The following is a 19,100-nucleotide window of genomic DNA, read 5'->3' as shown; positions in this document are numbered from 1 at the left end:
GTACCGTTAAGGAGTGAGTTCTCAAGCCAAGGCAGCACTTCAAGAGATTCGTGATGCCGTAGAGATTGAGTTAACAAGTTTTCTCTCACAACGAGCCCGCTCTTTGGAGGCCATCTCGTCGGATCTTGCACCGGTTTCACTGGCACTCTCTTCATTCTTACTCGATAGCGGCAAGCGTCTGCGACCACTCTTTGCCTATAGCGGTTTTGTGAGTGCGGGAGCGGACATAACGCCCGCCGTGGTGAAAGCAATTGCAAGCCTTGAACTGCTGCAGGCTTGTGCACTCATTCACGATGACCTCATGGATGGCTCAGATACACGTCGAGGTAAGCCATCAATTCACCGTCACTTTGAATCGATGCATGTTCAAGAGGAGCTCGAAGGCTTCGCTCCAGCATACGGTCTTGCCGCTGCCGTCCTCTTAGGGGATTTAGCGTTGGTCTGGTCCAACCAAATGTTAAATGAATCCGGCCTTTCACCTCGAGCTTATAGTCAGACTCTGCCCATTCACGATGAGATGCGCGTTGAATTAATGGCAGGTCAATTCTTAGATATTTTTGAGCAGACTCAAAAATCTACTGATTTGAATCGATCCATAAAAGTTGCACAGTATAAATCTGGTAAATACACCATTGAGCGACCACTTCATATTGGGGCAGTTCTCTCAGAGCGTCAATCCCCCGAACTTTTAAGAGATTTATCTAACTATGGCTTACCTCTGGGTGAGGCATTTCAATATCGCGACGACCTATTAGGCGTTTTTGGAGATTCAAACCTGACTGGAAAGCCGGCAGGTGATGATTTACGAGAAGGCAAACGGACAGTGCTCATTGCATTAACAGATCTAGCATCGACGGATGCGATGCGCGAAGAGAGTAAAAAGTATTTTGGATCTCCTAATTTAGATGCCGATGGAATTGCCATTTTGCAAGAGATCATCATTTCAACTGGCGCTAAAGAAAAACTTGAATCAATGATTGAGCGACTTACTGATCAAGCACTTCGCTCGGCTGAAAGTGAGTTCATAGATGAAAGAGCACATCCTCTATTACTAGAGCTCGCAAAAATCGCTACTAAACGAAGCGCTTAGATGGTCGCACGAGTCAAAGGCCCAACAGATCATGTGGTAATTGTTGGCGCTGGCCTTGCAGGTTTAAGTGCAGCGCTTCGCTTAGCTGGTGCCGGACGTAAAGTTACCGTCATCGAGCGCGAGAGCGTGCCAGGTGGGCGAAACGGATTGTTGCTCAAGGATGGTTACTCCTTTGACACAGGCCCGAGTGTTCTAACAATGCCATCACTTATTCAAGATGCATTTAGTTGCGTGGGCGAGGATATGAAGGATTGGTTAGAGCTAATGCCAGTATCTCCGCTGTATCGCGCCTTTTACGCCGATGGCTCTCAGATTGATGTCCATGCAGATACTCAGCACATGGAGGATGAAATTGCAACTAAAATCAGCGCTTCCGAAGCCGACGGTTATCGTAAATATGTAGATTTTGTTACCAAACTTTACAAGTATGAAATCAATGACTTCATTGATCGAAATATAGATTCGCCGTTAAATTTATTGACGCCAAATCTTGCACGTTTAATCGCACTTGGTGGTTTCAGGAGATTAGCTCCGAAGGTTAATCAATTCATGAAGGATTCTCGCCTTCAAAAGGTCTACTCTTTTCAAGCAATGTACGCTGGTGTGAGTCCACAACAAGCACTGGCAATTTACGCGGTAATTGCATATATGGACTCAGTGAATGGAGTGTTTTTTCCCAAGGGTGGGATGCATGCTGTACCTCGCGCACTCGCCGCTGCCGCCGAAAAACACGGTGTAGTTTTCAAATACAGCACTACTGTTTCAAAAATTGAAGTATCGAATGGCCGAGCAAAAGCAGTTCAGACCCAAGACGGTCAACGCATTGAATGTGATGCCGTTATTTTAAATCCAGATCTACCGGTTGCATGGCGCGATCTATTGGGTAAGACTCCACTATCTGTTAAGCGATTGCATTACTCACCATCGTGTGTAACGATGTTAGTTGGATCCTCTAAAAGCTACGAGTTTGCCGCACATCACAATATCCATTTTGGACAGTCATGGGATGGAGTATTTGACGAACTCATCAAAAAGAAGAAACTGATGAGTGATCCAAGTTTGCTTGTGACTATTCCAACTCTTGATGATCCAACTTTGGCACCTGTTGGTAGACACTCTTATTACGTCCTCTTTCCAACACCAAATTTAGATGCAGATATTGATTGGACTACACAGGCAGAGCCCTACCGAAATCAAATGATTGAAGTTTTAGAACAACGCGGATACACGGGTTTTGGAGAAGCGATAGAAACCCAAGTGTTAACTACTCCCCTAGATTGGCAAGCACAGGGAATGGAGCGTGGCGCACCATTTGCTAGTGCACACACTTTTTTTCAAACTGGTCCATTTAGACCACGAAACATGGCCGCGGGAATTGAAAACGTTGTTTTTGCTGGCTCTGGTACCCAGCCCGGAGTTGGAGTTCCCATGGTTCTCATCTCCGGACGTCTGGCCGCTGAGCGAATCGTTGGTCCGGTCGCATAAGTGGATGAGTTAACGGCGGCAGGTATTGCAGATCCACAATTGCGCGCATCGTATGCTGAGTGCAAACGACTCAATGCCCTACACGGCAAAACTTATTTTCTTGCCACCCTGCTGCTCCCCAAGGCGAAACGTCCATTTGTACATGCCCTGTATGGCTTTGCCAGATTTGCAGATGAAATCGTTGACGATTTAGCCTCCCAACTGAGCAATGAGGAAAAAGCTCAAGCACTTTCAAACTGGGGAAATACGGTACTAAAAGATCTTCGACGAGGAACTAGCGAAGACTTAGTTGCAGGCGCATTGATAGATACCGTTAACCGATTTGCAATCCCCCACGAATATTTTGAAGCATTTTTACACTCAATGACAATGGATTTAATGGTCCAAGAGTATGAAACTTTTGATGATTTAATGGAGTATATCTATGGATCTGCAGCAGTAATTGGCCTTGAAATGGCACCAATCCTTGGCTTTACCGACGTCGCAGCTTTAGAATCTGCAAAAAAACTAGGTACTGCATTTCAGCTTGCAAATTTTATTCGCGATGTTAATGAGGATCTAGATCGTGGAAGAATTTATTTGCCAATTCGAGAACTTGCATTTCATGGAGTAACTCGTGAAATGTTAGAAGCTCGAATATTAACGCCTCAGATTATTGATGCGCTCAAGTTCCAAATTGCTCGAGTAAGAGAGCTTCAAGCGCAGGCCACTCCTGGAATCGCCCTTTTAGATGCAACAAGTCGTCCTTGCATAAAAGCTGCAAGCCAGTTGTATTGTGGAATCGTAGATGAAGTTGAGAAAATTGGTTATGATATTTTTAATAAACGCGCAAAGACGTCAACTGCTCGTCGCTTACGAGTTGCTAGCGCCGCTTTTTTAAAGCGCCAATTCGTATCCAGTTAGATAAAACTCCAAGCACAAGAGCGAAACCAAAAAGTAAGTCTTCAACAGGCGCAGAGGCGATACGTATTCCAGTTATGACATGTGGGTCGTACATGACAATGTTTCGAGAGGTTAGCCACCAATTGGTCAGTAACTGGAAAGCGATGATAATTGCATAAGAGGTCCAGAAAACTCTGCGTCTAATTAAACGAACCTCCGTTATATAAAGGTCAAAGATAATGGCGCAGAGAACAGCGAATATCGTTAATTGTGTGTAGCTCATCCCTACACTGGCCAATCTTTTTTAACAAGTCTGACTGCTTCGATTGTCATTATCGCTGCAATAGGAACTACGATGAAAAACAAGTACTCCTCAAGTGGAATGCAGAAGGGGCCAAAAATACCGAGTATCTGTTCCCCATCAAATCGCCAATGCCCACTTCGAATTGCATAGGCATCCCAAGCAATAAAAAGAAAGAAAATCGGAGCAACTGCCAACATCGCACGCTTAATACGCTTGAGCACCCCAACTTTCAAAAAGAGCTCTAGCCAGAAAGAGCCCACAATTGTGAAGACAATCATGGCGACATATCCAAATTTATGCACGGGTTAACGCTACTCTACGCACTACGGGAGCCCACTAAGGCTGAGAGGGTCTGAAATTCAGACCGACCGTTTGACCAATCCGGTAATGCGGATGTGGAAAGGAACTACGAATGTCAACAATTCTCTTCACTGCCTGGGGCTATGACGTATCTATTTTGGAAACAGTTGCAGCTCTGGTCTCCTTCATTGGAGTCTGGCTCGGAACAACAGGCAAGCGGATCACTTGGCCTTGGTGGGCCGCTAGCAGTGCCCTCTATATGATCTTCTTTTACCAAGCTGATTTATTTGCAAGTGCAGCTGCCCAGATTGTTTTTATTATTGCCGCATTTTTAGGGTGGCGCGATTGGGCACCTACAGGTGCTAAACCAGGTCCATTATCTAATCGCAATCGCGCGCTATGGGCAGTCCTGACCTTAGTTAGCGTAGTTCTACTAACACCACTGCTCACAAGCTTAGGTGCAGCAGCAACATGGCAAGATGCAATTTTATTTGTTGGAAGTTTAATTGCCCAAATATTGATGGTGTACGAAAAAATTGAATCGTGGGTTGTATGGTTAGTTGTAGATGCTGCGGCGACCTATCTTTATGCCAGCCTGGGATATTGGTTTACCTCGCTTTTATACTTTGCTTTTACCCTCATCGCAATCATTGGATGGAAACGTTGGAATGACACTTATAGCCATTGACGGTCCGGCGGGGGCGGGGAAAACAACTTTAGCTGCCAAATTTGAACGGGATTTGTCAGTCGATAATTCAGTCTCTGTTATTCACATGGATGATTTATATGCTGGCTGGGAAAATGCACTCGACGAGCAATTGACGCAAAAACTCAAAGAGATTGTCGAAGCATTCACATCGCACAGCACCTTCACGATTTCAATTTTCAATTGGAGTTCAAACTCATTTGATTCAATTCAAACAATAGAACCCACCGATATCTTAATTATTGAAGGCGTTGGAGCGGGTCAAAAAGTGGTTCGTGAAAGCGGCGCAACAGTGTATTGGCTCGATATTGATCCCTCCGTTGGCTTGGAGCGCGTACTTGCCCGTGACGGTCGTGACATTGAACTCCTTATGCGGCAATGGCAAATCGACCAGGCTCGTTTCTTTGAGAGTGATTTAACACGCAACCATGCAGACCACATCATTACTTCATAGCTCTTATTGGCGCGCCCCGAGCACTTCTTTAAGGTCGAATCCATAAAATTACCCATATGTCGGATCTATCGGGTGAATTCATTGATAGCCGCTATCAGTTAATTCGAAAAGTGGCCAATGGTGGGATGGCATCTATATATGAGGCAATAGATACTCGCTTAGATCGAAAAGTTGCTGTAAAAATCATGCACCCGCATCTTGCTCAAGACGATCTTTATGTCACGCGTTTCATCCGTGAAGCGAAAGCGGCAGCGGCGCTTTCGCACCCCAATATTGTCGCCGTACAAGATCAAGGTTGGAATCAAAATGGAGTTCCAGCGGTCTTCTTAGTCATGGAGCTGATTGAAGGAAGCACACTACGTGAATACCTTAATGAACGCGGGCGCTTCGAAATCAAGGATGCACTTAATTATTTAACTCCTATTTTGAGCGCGCTGAGTGCTGCGCATTCAATTGGAATTGTACATAGAGATATTAAGCCAGAAAATATCTTGATCTCACATGAAGGCCGCATTAAAATCGCTGACTTTGGTTTAGCACGTGGTGAAGTCATCGGTTCGACCATGACGGCAGAGTCGAGTGTCATTCTTGGTTCAGTCTCTTACCTTTCCCCCGAACAAGTCCAGCGAGGAATTGCCGATGCGAGAAGTGACGTCTATGCCGTTGGAATTGTCGCCTTTGAGATGCTCACGGGTGAGAAACCATTTTTAGGTGATACACCAATTCAAATTGCATACATGCATGTCAATGAAGATGTTCCATCGCTACGATCAAAGCGCAGAGAAATTCCCCAAGCATTGGATGAATTGATTTCTCGCGCAACTAACCGTGATCCAGATTTGCGACCTCGAAACGCCGGTATATTTCTCAAGGATTTAGAGGTAATTGCCGTGGGTTTGGATCCTAAGAAGAATCAGATGCGACTTGATCTTGATTTACCGGTTGAACCTATTCGCGAGCACCCACGCACAAAAGTAAAACCCGCGACTATTCCTGAAGCGAAAGTTGAAATAAAAGAGACAACTAAACAAATTCGACGCAGCGATGAAAAGAAACATCGAACGAGCAAACGCGTGCTGAGAAATAGGAAAATCGCGCTTTTACTTGCAATCGCGCTAGGCGTGGGTGGTTGGTACACACTCGTCGGACCGGGCTCTCGAATAGTTGTGCCCTCTGTAGTTGGAGGTACTTATGATGATGCGCTCTCTGCGTTCACTCCTCTTGGAATAACGAATATTGCCGTTGTGGAGCGCTTCGATGAAGAAAACACTTCTGGAACAATTGTTAAATCGATACCACCAGGTGGCGGCCGCATCGAAACTGGAGAAAAAGTTACGTTAGTTATTTCCAAAGGAGCAGAGCGCTATACAATCACATCACTTGTCGGCTTGACCCCTAAAGCTGCAGCTGCATCGATTAGTAAGAGCCCATTGAGGTTGGGTAAAAATATTGAGGTCTTCAACAATACAATCCCAAAAGGTTTTGTCATCGGCTCGAAACCAAAAGCAGGCTCCAAGGTTAAGCGAAATTCTGTGGTAAATATAATTGTGAGTAAAGGTGTCGAAACCTTTCTAATTCCATCCTATGTTGGCATGAGTGGAGAGCAAGCACTCAATGAGTTGACCGAGTTGGGTTTCGATGTGGATAGCATTTATACATTTAGTGAAAACATTCTGGCGGGGACAGTAATTTCACAGAATCCATTAGGAAATTCACAAGCACCTAAAGGGAGTTCAATTACTCTCAACGTATCAAAGGGAACTGAATTTGTTTTTGTTCCAAATGTCTTCTCATTAGAAGAGGCAACTGCCGTAAGAATGCTCAAGGATTTGGAACTTGAAGTTATAGTGAAAAAAATAGGAGTAAGGGCAACGAAAAGAACCACTAATATCTCCCCTAAAGTGGGTACTAAAGTGAAACGTGGCAGCACTGTCACAATTACCGTAGGGTAAGCCGATGCCTAAGCAACTCTCCCGAATCGGTGCACACACTCCTACGACCGGGGGTATGGCTAAGCGCTCGATTGAATACGCTAAAACAACTGGTGCTGAAGTCATTCAAGTTTTCGCATCAAGTCCGCGTATGTGGGCTATGCCAGCAGCAAAACCAGACTTAGATGATGCCTTTAAAGAAAAAGCAATCGAGTTAGATATACATACATATGTTCATGCTCCATTTCTGATTAATTTGGGCTCTCCGACTGAGGCTACGTATGTAAATTCCTTAGCGTCAACTTCATATTCGCTTAAACGTGGAGCAGATATCGGTGCTCTAGGAGTAGTTATACATACAGGCTCTGCTGTCGATATAAGCCATGTAGAAAAGGCTTGGAAACAGATTCATGAAGGGATGATGCCAATTCTTAATGCGCTAAGTGATGATGCGCCATTTCTTCTTCTAGAACCAACTGCCGGGCAAGGTCAATCACTAGTGAAAAAATTAGATGACCTCGAAAACTATTTGAAGGCTCTCGAATACCATCCAAAAGTAGGGATTTGTTTAGATACCTGTCATGTATTTGCAGCTGGCCATGATATTGCGGCAAAGGGAGGAATGAGCAAAACGCTCGATCTTCTCATTGAAATTGCAGGGATTGAAAGATTTAAATTGATTCACGCAAATGACTCAATGGATATCTGTGGTGCACTTAAAGATCGTCATCAAAATATCGGTGATGGACACATTGGAATCGATCCTTTTGTCGAACTGCTCGCTCACCCGGCAACTTCCGGAGTCCCATTAGTTCTGGAAACACCTGGCATGGAGGAAAAACACACAGTCGAAGTTGCACTACTTAAGGCGTTTCGTGATAAAAAGTGAGCAACGCTAAATATCTTTTCAAAATTAAGTTAGCACCATGGGCTTTGTTGGCCGTTGCAATGGCATGGGGTTGGTCCTTCGTAATTATGAAGGACGCAATCAATCGACAGAGCGTGAATAACTTTCTCTTCACTCGGTTCGCAGTTGCTGTAGTTGTCATGATAATGATTCGTCCAAAGGTTTTACAACTACTGGATCAAGATCTAGTCATTCGTGCTGGAGCCGCTGGCATTTTCCTCGGAAGTGGTTATATATTTCAAACATTGGGGCTTGAGCGCACAGGCGCTGCAATAACAGGCTTTGTTACAGGCCTGTATATTGTTCTTACACCGATATTTGCCTTGATTTTCTTGCGACAACGCGTCAATCGATTTACTTGGAGTTGCATTGCAATTGCAACTATAGGACTTGCTTTTTTATCTATTCGTGGGTGGTCGGTTGGCTTTGGCGAACTCTTAATATTTATCAGCGCCATCTTTTTTGCTATACACATTATCGCACTGAGTAAATGGAGTTCTGGTAGAGATGCCTATGCGATGACTGTCGTGCAGTTAGCGATGTGTGCGATTTTATCTGGAATCGCTTCAATTCCTGGTGGTTACTCTCTTCCTCCAGACTTAGGCGTGTGGGCAGTTGTAGTTTTCACTGCAGTCTTTGCTACCGCTATCGCTTTTATCATTCAAACTTGGTCACAAGCGCACATGAGTGCAATAAAGGTTGCTGTCATTTTAACCATGGAAGTCGTCTTCGCAGCTCTGTTTGCAATTCTTTTCGGTGGCGAAAGCCTAACTCTGCAAAGCACAATTGGTGGCTTAATGGTCATTACGGCAATGTATTTGATAGTCACTAGACAAGAGAAGTAGGCTCAAGACATGGCAATTGATCTTCGTTCAGATACAGTCACTCAACCATCACAAGGGATGCGAGATGCGATTGCGCATGCGCCAGTTGGTGATGATGTTTATGGTGATGATCCAACGGTCAACTCTCTTGAATCGCGCGTCGCGGCAATGTTTGGCATGGAGGCGGGAGTATTTACTCCATCAGGTTCACTCGCCAATCAGCTAGCAATTCGAATGCTAGTAGCGCCAGGTGAAGAGTTACTTGCAGAATCCAACTCACATATTGTGCGTGCCGAACTTGGTGCAGCCGCAGTTTTTAGTGGAATTACAACTAGAACATGGCAAGCAGTCAATGGGCGATTGAAGGCATCTGATGTCATAGACATCGCACGTCCCGACTCTGGACCATATCTCGTCTCAACAACTGCCATCGCCGTTGAAAATACACATAACTTCGGTGGCGGAACTGTTCAGTCAATCAAAGAAATCGCCGACCTACGGGTAAAGGCTGATGAGTTGGGACTAAGACTGCATTTGGATGGAGCTCGCATTTGGAACGCTCATATTGCAAGTGGGGTTTCTTTCCTCGAGTATGGAAAGTACTTCGACACCATAAGCGTCTGCTTATCTAAAGGGCTGGGCGCACCTGTAGGTTCAGTAATGATTTCAACTAAGGAGCGTATAAGTAAAGCTCGAGTGTGGCGCAAACGATATGGCGCCGGGATGCGACAAGTTGGTATTTTAGCGGCGGCAGGACACTATGCCCTAGATAATAATCTTGAAAGATTAGCCGATGATCATCGACGTGCTAAAAAACTAGCCGTTGCAATCGCAGCTATCGATTCGACACTAATAGATCCATCACTCGTTGAGACCAATATTGTTGGCTTAGACCTAACTTCAATGTCATTCTCAGCCGCTGATTTAGCTAAGCGTACCCGCGAAGCCGGACTTTGGATAAGTTCGCTAGGCCCACATTATGCACGCTTAGTTACACATTTGGATTTTGATGATGCACAGTGCGAAGAGGCGATTGAAATATTAAAAATAGCCCTCGTGACGAAGTAGCCACTCTTTCTTATCCACTCCACCAGCGTAATTTCCTAAAGCCCCACCGGTTTTTACGATTCGATGACATGGTACAACTAGCATGATTGCATTGTTTGCACATGCACTTCCCGCTGCACGCACTGCCGCCGGTGAGCCTGCCTTTTCTGCAAGTTCGGCATAAGAAATAGTTTTGCCAGCCCCAACTTTACGCATTGCCTTCCATGCACCCTGTGAAAAAGCAGCACCACTCTGGCGGACTTTTATCGCGTTAATTGCAGAAAAATCTCCATCGAAGTAATCGTTGATAAGTTCGCAGATAACTGGAATTGACTTAACAATTTTTACTTCACCACCGGCATTAAAAGCCGAGATTGTGGTGAGGTTTGTACCAATGAGGATTTGATCATCGGCCAATAGATTGAGGGTGCCGATTGGAGTCTTTATTGAGGTAGCAAGAAGTGGCACGTGACCTAAATTAGCGCTCGCGCAACATTTCGGCAACCAAGAAAGCTAACTCAAGAGATTGCGCGTGATTTAGACGTGGATCACAAGCGCTTTCATACTTAGTCGCTAAATCCTCATGTGAAATTTTTTCACCTCCACCAACACACTCAGTCACGTCATCCCCTGTGAGCTCAATGTGAATTCCGCCCGGGTGTGTACCGAGCGCTTTGTGAACTTCGAAAAAGCCTTTAACTTCATCCAAAACATCGTCAAAACTACGTGTTTTATAGCCCGACGGTGACTCGTAGGTATTTCCATGCATCGGATCGCAGACCCACAAAACTTTAGCTCCGGATTTAGTAACTCCATCAACTAAACCAGGTAGCACCTCGCGTATTTTCCCAGCACCCATGCGTGTAATAAATGTAAGTCGACCGGGTTCGCGCTCAGGATCTAATTTATCAATTAATGCAAGTGCCGCCTCAACCGTTGACTTAGGTCCAAGTTTGACTCCAATTGGGTTACGAATCTTAGAAGCAAAATCAATATGGGCACCATCTAATTGACGCGTGCGCTCACCTATCCAGATAAAGTGCGCCGAGACATCGTAAGGCTCCCCCGTACGAGAATCGATGCGTGTGAGTGCTTTCTCGTACTCCAAAATAAGCCCCTCGTGACTGGAGAAGAAGTCGACCGATTTAAATGACTCAGGATCAACTCCGGCTGATTTCATAAAAGATAAGGCGCGCCCGATTTCATTGGCCATTTGCTCGTAACGAACACCAACTGAAGAACCACGTATAAAGCCTTTATTCCACTCATGAACTTGACGAAGATCGGCAAATCCGCCTTGAGTAAAGGCACGCACTAAATTTAGAGTTGCAGCAGATGTGTTATAGACGCGCACTAAGCGATGTGGATCTGGTGTGCGCGAAGCCTCGTTGAACTCTAAATCATTTACTGCGTCGCCGCGATATGCCGGCAAGGTAATCTCGCCACGGGTTTCCAAATCGTTAGAGCGAGGTTTAGCAAACTGCCCGGCCATGCGTCCAACCTTCACTACTGGAAGGCTGGAGTGGTATTGCAAAACCGCTGCCATTTGAAGAATCGTTTTAATCCTATTTCGAATTGAGTCGGCAGTGGCCGCTGCAAATGTTTCGGCACAATCTCCACCCTGTAGCCAGAAGGCTTTTCCATCTGCAGCCATTGCAATCCGAGCCTTCAAATCATCGCACTCTCCTGCAAACACTAATGGCGGAAAAGATTTCAGTTCGGCGACCGCTGATTTTATTGCCGCTCCCTCTGGACCACCTGGCCAGTTCGGTTGCTGTGCCGCCACCAGGCCAGGTGTAAAGAGGGAGTCTAGAGAAGAGTTCATGGGGATAAGAGTAGAGAGTTCAAAGGTAGGCGCGAGATGCGATTAACCAAAGAAAATCTCGGCCTCCCTGTAGCGCTCTAGTGGAACGAGCTTTAATTTTTCAGTGGCAGATTCGAGCGGGACTCGGACAATGTCGGTGCCATGCAGGGCGACCATCTTTCCCCAGTCGCCTTCATGGGCGGCAGTTATTGCATGTAAGCCAAAACGCGTCGCAAGAACACGATCAAAGGCAGTTGGTGTTCCACCACGTTGAATGTGTCCAAGTACCGACGTACGCGCCTCTTTGCCCGTCTTATGCTCAATCTGCTGTGCTAGCCAATCGCCAATTCCGGCTAGTTTTACGTGACCGAATGAATCTAACGATTGATCTTTAACGGCCAAATCCCCATCTTGAGGAATTGCGCCCTCTGCAATAACGATAATTGGTGCGTAATGTGATTTAAAGCGAGATTCAACCCATTCGCAGACTTTTTCAACGGAAAATTTTTGCTCTGGAATTAAAATGCAGGCGGCTCCTCCTGCTAGACCCGCGTGCAGTGCGATCCAACCCGCATGACGACCCATTACTTCAACGATTAATGCACGATGATGGGACTCGGCGGTTGTGTGCAGACGATCAATCGCTTCTACAGCGATATTAACCGCGGTATCAAAACCAAATGTGTAGTCAGTATTATCTAAGTCATTATCGATTGTCTTTGGTACGCCAACAACCTTTACGCCTAATGAATCTAACTTTGTTGCAACACCTAATGTGTCTTCTCCGCCAATTGCAATGAGGGCATCGATTCCAGCTTTAGCTAAGTTCTCTTTAATTTTTTCAACGCCACCCTCAATTTTAAAGGGGTTTGTGCGAGATGAACCTAAAATCGTTCCGCCGCGTGGCAAAATTCCACGAGTTGTTTCAATAGTGAGCGGCATTGTTAAGCCCTCTAGTGGGCCTTTCCAACCATCGCGAAAGCCGACAAACTCATGCCCATACTCTTTAACACCTTTACGGACAACGGCACGGATAACTGCATTTAGTCCAGGGCAATCTCCACCACCTGTAAGCACACCAATACGCATATTTAACTCCACTACCAAAGAGACATTAACGAAGGGCTGCGTCAATCATTATCGCCCTACCTGTGGTCAACGCTGACTAGGACAGTCTAGCCTTGCGCCATGGCTAAAAGACAAATCATCGCCGGCGTGGACTCTTCTACTCAGTCGGTAAAGGTGGTAATTCGCGATGCCAACACTGGAGAGTTACTACGAGAGGGTCGTGCCCCACATCCAGATGGAACGCAAGTAGATCCTGCCCTCTGGAAAACCGCTCTCGTTGCAGCAATCCATGAGGCGGGCGGAATTGCCGACGCTTCTGCAATCTCCATCGCGGCTCAACAACATGGAATGGTTGCGCTAGATATACATGGCGAGGTTATTCGACCAGCTATTTTATGGAATGACACGCGTTCGGCCCAAGCTGCCCTCGATTTAAATCGAGAAGAGGGTGGAGATTCAGAGATCGCTAGAAAAGTGGGTTCGCTCTTAGTCGCCTCTTTCACCGCTACCAAACTACGGTGGATGGCAGATCATGAACCAGAAAATGCCGCCAAGACCGCCGCAATTGCTCTCCCCCATGATTGGCTCTCGTGGCAAATGCACGGCGGAAAAGATCTAACTTCTCTCTTTACAGATCGAAGCGATGCTTCTGGCACTGGTTATTTCGATCCAACTACGTCTCACTACCGCGAAGATATTGTGCGTTTAGCACTTCGCCATGACTCAGAAATAATACTCCCACGAATAATTCCGCCTAGTGATTTCGGTGGAACAACTTCATCAGGAGTTCCCATTGCCGCAGGTCTTGGTGACAATGCTGGCGCTGCCCTTGGAGTTCAAGCCCACATTGGTGATGTAGTTATTTCACTTGGTACAAGTGGAACTGCTTTTGCAGTATCAAATACAGCAACACATGATCCAAGTGGAGCAGTAGCCGGATTTGCCGATGCAACTGGACGCTTTTTACCGCTCGTCTGCACGCTTAATGCGGCTCGGATTTTAGATGCTGCAACGAGAATTTTAGGAATATCCCATAACGATGTAAGTACATTAGCAATGACATCAAATCCAGGTGCCAATGGCTTAACGCTCTTGCCTTATTTTGAAGGTGAGCGCACTCCTAACCGCCCCAATGCAAAAGGTGTATTTGCTGGAATGAACTCTAAGAATTCAAACCAGGCAGATATTGCACGAGCGATGATTGAAGGTATGTTGTGCGGTTTAACCGATGCCGTCGATGCACTCATCGCCTTAGGAGTTAGTGTTAATCGAATTCTAATTATTGGTGGTGCGGCAAAAAATCCTGCCATCCCCGTTATCGCAAGTGCATTGATTGGACGAGAAGTGATAGTTCCGCCAGCCGGTGAATATGTGGCAAATGGTGCAGCTAAGCAGGCTGCATGGGCGCTCTTAGGAGAGCTACCTGAATGGAATCTCGGTGAAGTTGCACATTTCGCATCGACACCCACTCCAGAGGTCATGGATCGATACCGAAAACTTAGAGACAACACTGAACACTGGGAGCACTAACTACGCAGTTACTCGAATACCTTTACCTACAACTATTATTCCACCTGGACTAATAGTAAAACGTTGGCGATCGCGTTCTAAATCAACGCCGATTTGTGCACCTGGTTCTACATATACATTTTTATCAAGGATTGCTTTTCGAACTATTGCCCTATCACCGATGTGCACTGAGGGCATCAAAACGGAGCCTTCAATAAGTGAGCCTCGCCCTACGGCTACATCATAGGAAACAACTGAATTGTGCAGTATTCCGCCAGAAATAATCGATCCAGCGCCAACGATTGAATCATGCGCAGCGCCGCCTTCACTAAATTTTGCAGGTGGTAAAGACGGCGGATTTGTTAGAAGTGGCCAATCGCGATTATAGAGATTAAAGATTGGATGAACTGACACGAGATCCATATGTGCATCGTAATAAGTATCAATTGAACCAACATCGCGCCAATAACCTTTATCTCTCTCGGTTTCTCCTGGCACTACGTTATGCGCAAAATCATAGACTTTAGCGACGCCGTTTTTTGTGAGAAATGGAATTATATTTGCACCTAAGTCATGACGCGACTCAATATCTTGCGCATCAATTAAAAGTGTTTCTTCCATGACATCGCGTTTAAAAATGTAATTGCCCATTGATACAAGGCACAAATCTGGGTGTCCTGGCATGGCTGGCGGATCTGATGGCTTTTCATGGAAAGCCTTAATGGTTATTCCATCGTCGGCTAGTTCAATAACACCAAACTCATGAGCCTCTGATCGTGGCATTCGGATCGCTGCAACGGTTACTCCGGCATCAGATTCAACATGTTGTTCAAACATCTGACCCGGATCCATTCGATACACGTGATCTGCACCGAAAACTAAAACATGTTTTGGATCTTCATCGTGAATTAAATTGAAGTTTTGTAAAATCGCATCGGCGCTTCCTGTATACCAGCGCGGACCCAATCGTTGCTGAGCTGGTACTGGAGTGACGTAATTGCTAAGTAAGGCCGACATGCGCCACGTTGTGGTGATGTGCCTATCAAGTGAGTGAGATTTGTACTGTGTTAGTACTGCAATCTTTAACATATTAGCATTTACTAAGTTTGATAAAACAAAGTCAATTAACCTATAAGAGCCACCAAATGGAACTGCAGGTTTAGCTCGGTCAGCGGTAAGTGGCATTAAACGCTTACCTTCACCACCAGCAAGGACTATGCCTAGCGGTAGTTTCAGGTTTGCCATGCGCTAACGATAGCCTGTGCCTCTTAGCCAGGGTAGGGGGAATGTGATGAACAGATTGAAAATTGCAATAGTTACTAAAGAGTGGCCCCCTGCTATTTATGGTGGTGCCGGCGTGCATGTTGTAGAGCTAACTCAAGCGATTCGCGCAGTTGATGGAACTACTGTCGACGTTCACTGTTTTGGTGGTCCACGCGAGGATGCCTTTGGTTACTCAACCCCATCAGAATTTATCGATGCAAACCCTGCCGTTCAAGCACTTGTCACCGATCTAGAGATTGCATCCCACTTAGATGGAGTTGATGTTGTGCACTCACATACGTGGTATGCAAATATGGCTGGGCATATTGGCGCTTTGCAGTACGCAATTCCTCATATTGTCAGTGCTCATTCGCTGGAACCTTTACGACCCTGGAAATCCGAACAACTAGGTGGAGGTTATGCAATCTCTTCGTGGGCGGAAAAAACTGCATTTGAAGCGGCGGCGGCAATTATTGCTGTCAGCGATGGCATGCGCGCAGATGTTCTGGCCGCTTATCCAACAATTGATCCGAACAAAGTTGTCACGATTCGAAATGGCATTGATACAACAAGATTTGCGCCTAATCACGATAGTTCAGTGGCCGCGAAATTTGGCGTGAGCGGCAGATATGCAATTTTCGTAGGTCGAATCACTCGTCAAAAGGGCTTGGCACATCTTTTGCGCGCTTGGAAGAATGTTCCAGATGAGTATGGATTGGTTTTGGCAGCGGGAAGCCCTGATGAAGCTGGAATAGGAAATGAAGTCGCTGAGCTAATTGCCGAGCTACAAAAAACGCGTACAAATATCTGGTGGATCAAAGACATGTTGCCCCATGCAGAATTAACGGCAATGTTAACCGGCGCCGAACTTTTTATCTGTCCCTCGGTTTACGAGCCACTTGGAATTGTGAACTTAGAGGCGATGGCATGTGAAACCGCTGTCCTTGCATCTCGTGTCGGTGGAATTCCTGAAGTTGTAGCACACAAAGTGACCGGTGAACTCGTTGATTATAATGGCGATGCAATGCCATTCGAAAAATCTCTCAGCGAATCAATTACTCGTTTGATGTCGCAACCAGAGCTTCTTGAAAAGTATGGGACGGCTGGACGCATGCGCACCGTGAATGAGTTTGGCTGGGATGAAGTCGCGGCCGCGACGGTCGCCCTTTACCGCCGTGTGATTGCTTAAATGTCACGTAAATCCTGGATCCAATTTGGCATAGTCGGTGTTTTATGGGGAATCCCCTATCTATTAATGAAGGTCGCAGTTGCCGATATTCCGCCAGCTTTAATTGTCGCGGGTCGAACTCTCATTGGCGCAACGATTTTAATTCCGATTGCAATTCATAAAAAAACCTTCATAGATGCACTGCGCGGAATTAAATATGTTTTGCCCTATGCATTTCTTGAAATGGTTGGACCCTGGATTCTGATCACCAGTGCCGAAAAAGAGATCTCATCGGGATTGGCCGGACTTCTCGTAGCAACTGTCCCGATTTTTGCAACGATTTTCACATCGATGCGTGGTGATCATTCGGTGTGGCAACCCAAACGCATCTTTGGTTTAGTCGTTGGATTTATCGGAATAATTGCACTCGTCGGAATCGAATCAATTACTGGAAACAGTAATCCACAAGCCATCGCAATGGTCATACTGGCATCAATTCTCTATGCCTATGCCGTATTAATGGTTACATCCAATCTACCTGGTGTTGATGGTGTTGCTATAAATGGCTTGGCCATGGCAATTACCGCTCTCTTCTACATGCCAATTGCTATTGCTGTGTGGCCAAGTAATCCAGTCTCAGTAAATGCCATTGCATCGCTCATTGCCCTTGGCGTCTTTTCCACCGCAATTGCATTCATGCTTTTCTTCATAATAATTGCCGAAATTGGTCCGGCTCGCGGCTCACTTACGACCTATGTAAATACCGCAGTAGCCGTTATCTTAGGAATCATTATTTTGAATGAGCCAATAACTCTCGGAATTATTGTTGGTCTACCACTGGTCTTGCTCGGCTCTTACTTGGCTAGTCGCAAATCCAAACTAGTGGTTATCGCCGAAGCCTAAACGCTCGAGAAGCTTTGGATCGCGCTGCCACTCTTTTGAAACCTTAATATGTAATCCTAAGAAAATCTTGGCTTCCAGTGCGCGTTCGATATCTGCCCGCGCGCGAATGCCTATCTCCTTTAACCGAACGCCTTGATGACCTAACAAAATGGCGCGCTGTGTATCTCGCTCAACATGGATCGTTGAATGAACGTCATAGAAGGGACGCGAACCTTTCTCTTCTCGCTCGCCAAACTCATCAATCGTCACCATTATTGAATGGGGTAGTTCTTCGCGCACATCCTGCAAAGCGGCTTCACGGATAAATTCACAGATTAACTGTTCGATAGCTTGATCACTCGTTGTACCCGCTGGGTAATATGCTGGACCCACTGGAAGATTGTTTCCTATAAGTGAGTTTAATAAATCAATTTGATTGTGAATCGCAGCGGAAACGGGAATGATTTCATCCCACACAAAACCCTGTGCAAGGGCCATGATCCCGGCAAGGCGAATCGCTAATTTTTCTTTAGAAATTAAATCAGTTTTAGTAATGACGGCAAACTTCTTGGCTCGTGGATGTTTTGCAATCTCGGCAGAGATAAATAAATCACCGGCACCAGATGACTCATCGGCTGGAATACACATAATGACAATATCAACTGAGTCCATACTTTGATCAACAACTGCATTGAGACGATGCCCTAAAAGCGTTTTGGGCTTATGGACTCCGGGAGTATCCACCAGTACCGCCTGAAAATCTGGGCCATGGACGATGCCTCGAATCGCGGTTCGAGTCGTGTTGGGATGATGTGAGGTAATTGCAATCTTGCTACCAACTAAAGCGTTAATAAGCGTGGATTTTCCGACGTTTGGGCGGCCAACAATGGCAACAAAGCCCGAACGATGTTCACTCATCCGCCTATTCTCTCATCTATTGGCACCAACAAACTCCACTGCATCTGCAACCGAGGTAACGATCTCAGCTGCTCGCTCACCTATTAATCGATGACATCCCTCGCTAGTTGGAGAATTAATCGGTCCAGGAATAGCCATTACTGGTCTCAGTAACTCTGCTGCATCTCGTGCAGTGCGAAGTGATCCACTTCTAAAGGCTGCCTCCACAACTAGTGTTGCCTGAGATAGCGCTGCAATTAATCGATTGCGAGTTAAAAACCGTGCGGGCAACGCAGGATGCCCAGGCATTACTTCGCTAACAATTGCTCCGGATTCGCAGATTTCTGCAAATAAACGCGAGTTACCTGCCGGATAGTTAATGTCGATTCCAGATGCAATGACTGCGACAGTGACGCCCTCTGCAATAAGCGCTCCTTTATGTGCGAAAGTATCAATGCCATATGCCCCACCACTGACAATCGCCCATTCGCGATCAACAAAACCTGCAGCAAAATCTCCAGCTATGCGTGCGCCATAATTTGTTGGATTACGAGTACCAACAATTGCCAACGATTGCAT

At 45.9% G+C, this 19,100-nt stretch carries 20 protein-coding genes; 12 read left to right on the top strand and 8 right to left on the bottom strand.

All coding sequences use genetic code 11. The annotated features are described in order from the left end of the window. Positions 1–13: 13 nt before the first annotated feature. The 3 genes from Q8K48_06970 to Q8K48_06960 are packed head-to-tail and all read left to right on the top strand — an operon-like array spanning position 14 to position 3,478. Entirely contained in the window at positions 14–1,090 is a 1,077-nt protein-coding gene (locus Q8K48_06970; GenBank protein ID MDP1852139.1) for a polyprenyl synthetase family protein, read from the top strand. Next, a complete protein-coding gene (crtI, locus tag Q8K48_06965; protein MDP1852138.1) occupies positions 1,091–2,575 on the top strand; it encodes a phytoene desaturase family protein in 1,485 nt (494 codons plus the stop codon). It begins immediately after the preceding gene. Further along, positions 2,576–3,478 (top strand): phytoene/squalene synthase family protein, encoded by a 903-nt coding sequence (locus tag Q8K48_06960; GenBank protein ID MDP1852137.1) that lies wholly within the window; start codon positions 2,576–2,578, stop codon positions 3,476–3,478. It abuts the gene before it with no gap. On the opposite strand, the gene Q8K48_06955 is transcribed toward Q8K48_06960, so the two are convergent. Both Q8K48_06955 and Q8K48_06950 read right to left on the bottom strand, forming a co-directional pair. Beyond that, positions 3,438–3,740 carry a lycopene cyclase domain-containing protein gene (locus tag Q8K48_06955; protein MDP1852136.1) on the bottom strand — a complete coding sequence of 101 codons (303 nt, stop codon included), beginning with the start codon at positions 3,738–3,740 and terminating at the stop codon, positions 3,438–3,440. The genes Q8K48_06960 and Q8K48_06955 overlap by 41 nt on opposite strands. Positions 3,741–3,742: 2 nt before the next feature. Then, positions 3,743–4,063 (bottom strand): lycopene cyclase domain-containing protein, encoded by a 321-nt coding sequence (locus Q8K48_06950; GenBank protein MDP1852135.1) that lies wholly within the window; start codon positions 4,061–4,063, stop codon positions 3,743–3,745. 110 nt (positions 4,064–4,173) lie between these two features. On the opposite strand from Q8K48_06950, the gene pnuC reads away from it, so the two are divergent. The 6 genes from pnuC to Q8K48_06920 are packed head-to-tail and all read left to right on the top strand — an operon-like array spanning position 4,174 to position 9,951. Then, positions 4,174–4,749 (top strand): nicotinamide riboside transporter PnuC, encoded by a 576-nt coding sequence (gene pnuC, locus Q8K48_06945; GenBank protein ID MDP1852134.1) that lies wholly within the window; start codon positions 4,174–4,176, stop codon positions 4,747–4,749. After that, complete coding sequence (locus tag Q8K48_06940) at positions 4,730–5,221, top strand: AAA family ATPase (GenBank protein MDP1852133.1); 492 nt, start codon at positions 4,730–4,732, stop codon at positions 5,219–5,221. The genes pnuC and Q8K48_06940 overlap by 20 nt, the downstream gene beginning before the upstream one ends. Before the next feature lie 56 nt (positions 5,222–5,277). Next, on the top strand, positions 5,278–7,173 hold the full coding sequence (gene pknB, locus Q8K48_06935) for a Stk1 family PASTA domain-containing Ser/Thr kinase (protein ID MDP1852132.1): 1,896 nt from the start codon (positions 5,278–5,280) through the stop codon (positions 7,171–7,173). A gap of 4 nt (positions 7,174–7,177) precedes the next feature. Next, positions 7,178–8,041: a deoxyribonuclease IV gene (locus Q8K48_06930; protein MDP1852131.1), complete on the top strand. Its 864-nt coding sequence runs from the start codon at positions 7,178–7,180 to the stop codon at positions 8,039–8,041. After that, positions 8,038–8,904, top strand: a complete 867-nt coding sequence (locus Q8K48_06925) for a DMT family transporter (GenBank protein MDP1852130.1) — start codon at positions 8,038–8,040, stop codon at positions 8,902–8,904. Before Q8K48_06930 ends, Q8K48_06925 begins: the two co-directional genes overlap by 4 nt. A gap of 9 nt (positions 8,905–8,913) precedes the next feature. Beyond that, positions 8,914–9,951 carry a GntG family PLP-dependent aldolase gene (locus tag Q8K48_06920; protein ID MDP1852129.1) on the top strand — a complete coding sequence of 346 codons (1,038 nt, stop codon included), beginning with the start codon at positions 8,914–8,916 and terminating at the stop codon, positions 9,949–9,951. Here the strand turns inward: Q8K48_06920 and Q8K48_06915 are convergent. Genes Q8K48_06915 through Q8K48_06905 form a run of 3 tightly spaced genes read right to left on the bottom strand, consistent with a single transcriptional unit; the run spans position 9,925 to position 12,823 of the window. Then, entirely contained in the window at positions 9,925–10,398 is a 474-nt protein-coding gene (locus tag Q8K48_06915) for a methylated-DNA--[protein]-cysteine S-methyltransferase (GenBank protein MDP1852128.1), read from the bottom strand. The two genes, Q8K48_06920 and Q8K48_06915, sit on opposite strands and share 27 nt — an antisense overlap. Before the next feature lie 10 nt (positions 10,399–10,408). Next, the gene (locus Q8K48_06910) at positions 10,409–11,755 is read right to left on the bottom strand and encodes a 3-deoxy-7-phosphoheptulonate synthase class II (GenBank protein MDP1852127.1); all 1,347 of its coding nucleotides are present in this window, start codon (positions 11,753–11,755) and stop codon (positions 10,409–10,411) included. A gap of 42 nt (positions 11,756–11,797) precedes the next feature. Beyond that, on the bottom strand, positions 11,798–12,823 hold the full coding sequence (locus Q8K48_06905) for a 6-phosphofructokinase (protein ID MDP1852126.1): 1,026 nt from the start codon (positions 12,821–12,823) through the stop codon (positions 11,798–11,800). Between the two features lie 99 nt (positions 12,824–12,922). On the opposite strand from Q8K48_06905, the gene xylB reads away from it, so the two are divergent. Beyond that, the gene (gene xylB, locus Q8K48_06900; GenBank protein ID MDP1852125.1) at positions 12,923–14,332 is read left to right on the top strand and encodes a xylulokinase; all 1,410 of its coding nucleotides are present in this window, start codon (positions 12,923–12,925) and stop codon (positions 14,330–14,332) included. Here the strand turns inward: xylB and glgC are convergent, their stop codons facing one another. After that, positions 14,333–15,556 (bottom strand): glucose-1-phosphate adenylyltransferase, encoded by a 1,224-nt coding sequence (gene glgC / locus Q8K48_06895; GenBank protein ID MDP1852124.1) that lies wholly within the window; start codon positions 15,554–15,556, stop codon positions 14,333–14,335. It abuts the gene before it with no gap. A 46-nt stretch (positions 15,557–15,602) separates the two neighbouring features. On the opposite strand from glgC, the gene glgA reads away from it, so the two are divergent. Together glgA and Q8K48_06885 are read left to right on the top strand one after the other, a co-directional pair. Further along, positions 15,603–16,763, top strand: coding sequence for a glycogen synthase (gene glgA, locus Q8K48_06890; GenBank protein ID MDP1852123.1), 1,161 nt, complete (start codon positions 15,603–15,605; stop codon positions 16,761–16,763). Continuing rightward, positions 16,764–17,645 carry a DMT family transporter gene (locus Q8K48_06885; GenBank protein MDP1852122.1) on the top strand — a complete coding sequence of 294 codons (882 nt, stop codon included), beginning with the start codon at positions 16,764–16,766 and terminating at the stop codon, positions 17,643–17,645. Here Q8K48_06885 and era read toward each other — a convergent pair. Continuing rightward, positions 17,622–18,542: a GTPase Era gene (era, locus tag Q8K48_06880; GenBank protein MDP1852121.1), complete on the bottom strand. Its 921-nt coding sequence runs from the start codon at positions 18,540–18,542 to the stop codon at positions 17,622–17,624. The genes Q8K48_06885 and era overlap by 24 nt on opposite strands. A gap of 12 nt (positions 18,543–18,554) precedes the next feature. Then, a partial coding sequence (dprA, locus tag Q8K48_06875) for a DNA-processing protein DprA (GenBank protein ID MDP1852120.1) occupies positions 18,555–19,100 on the bottom strand: 546 nt, incomplete at its 5' end.

The organism is Candidatus Planktophila sp. (genome assembly GCA_030681675.1).
GTDB lineage: Bacteria > Actinomycetota > Actinomycetes > Nanopelagicales > Nanopelagicaceae > Planktophila.
The sequence above is the reverse complement of the archived record's forward strand: the minus strand, read 5'-3'. Positions and strand labels throughout refer to the sequence as shown.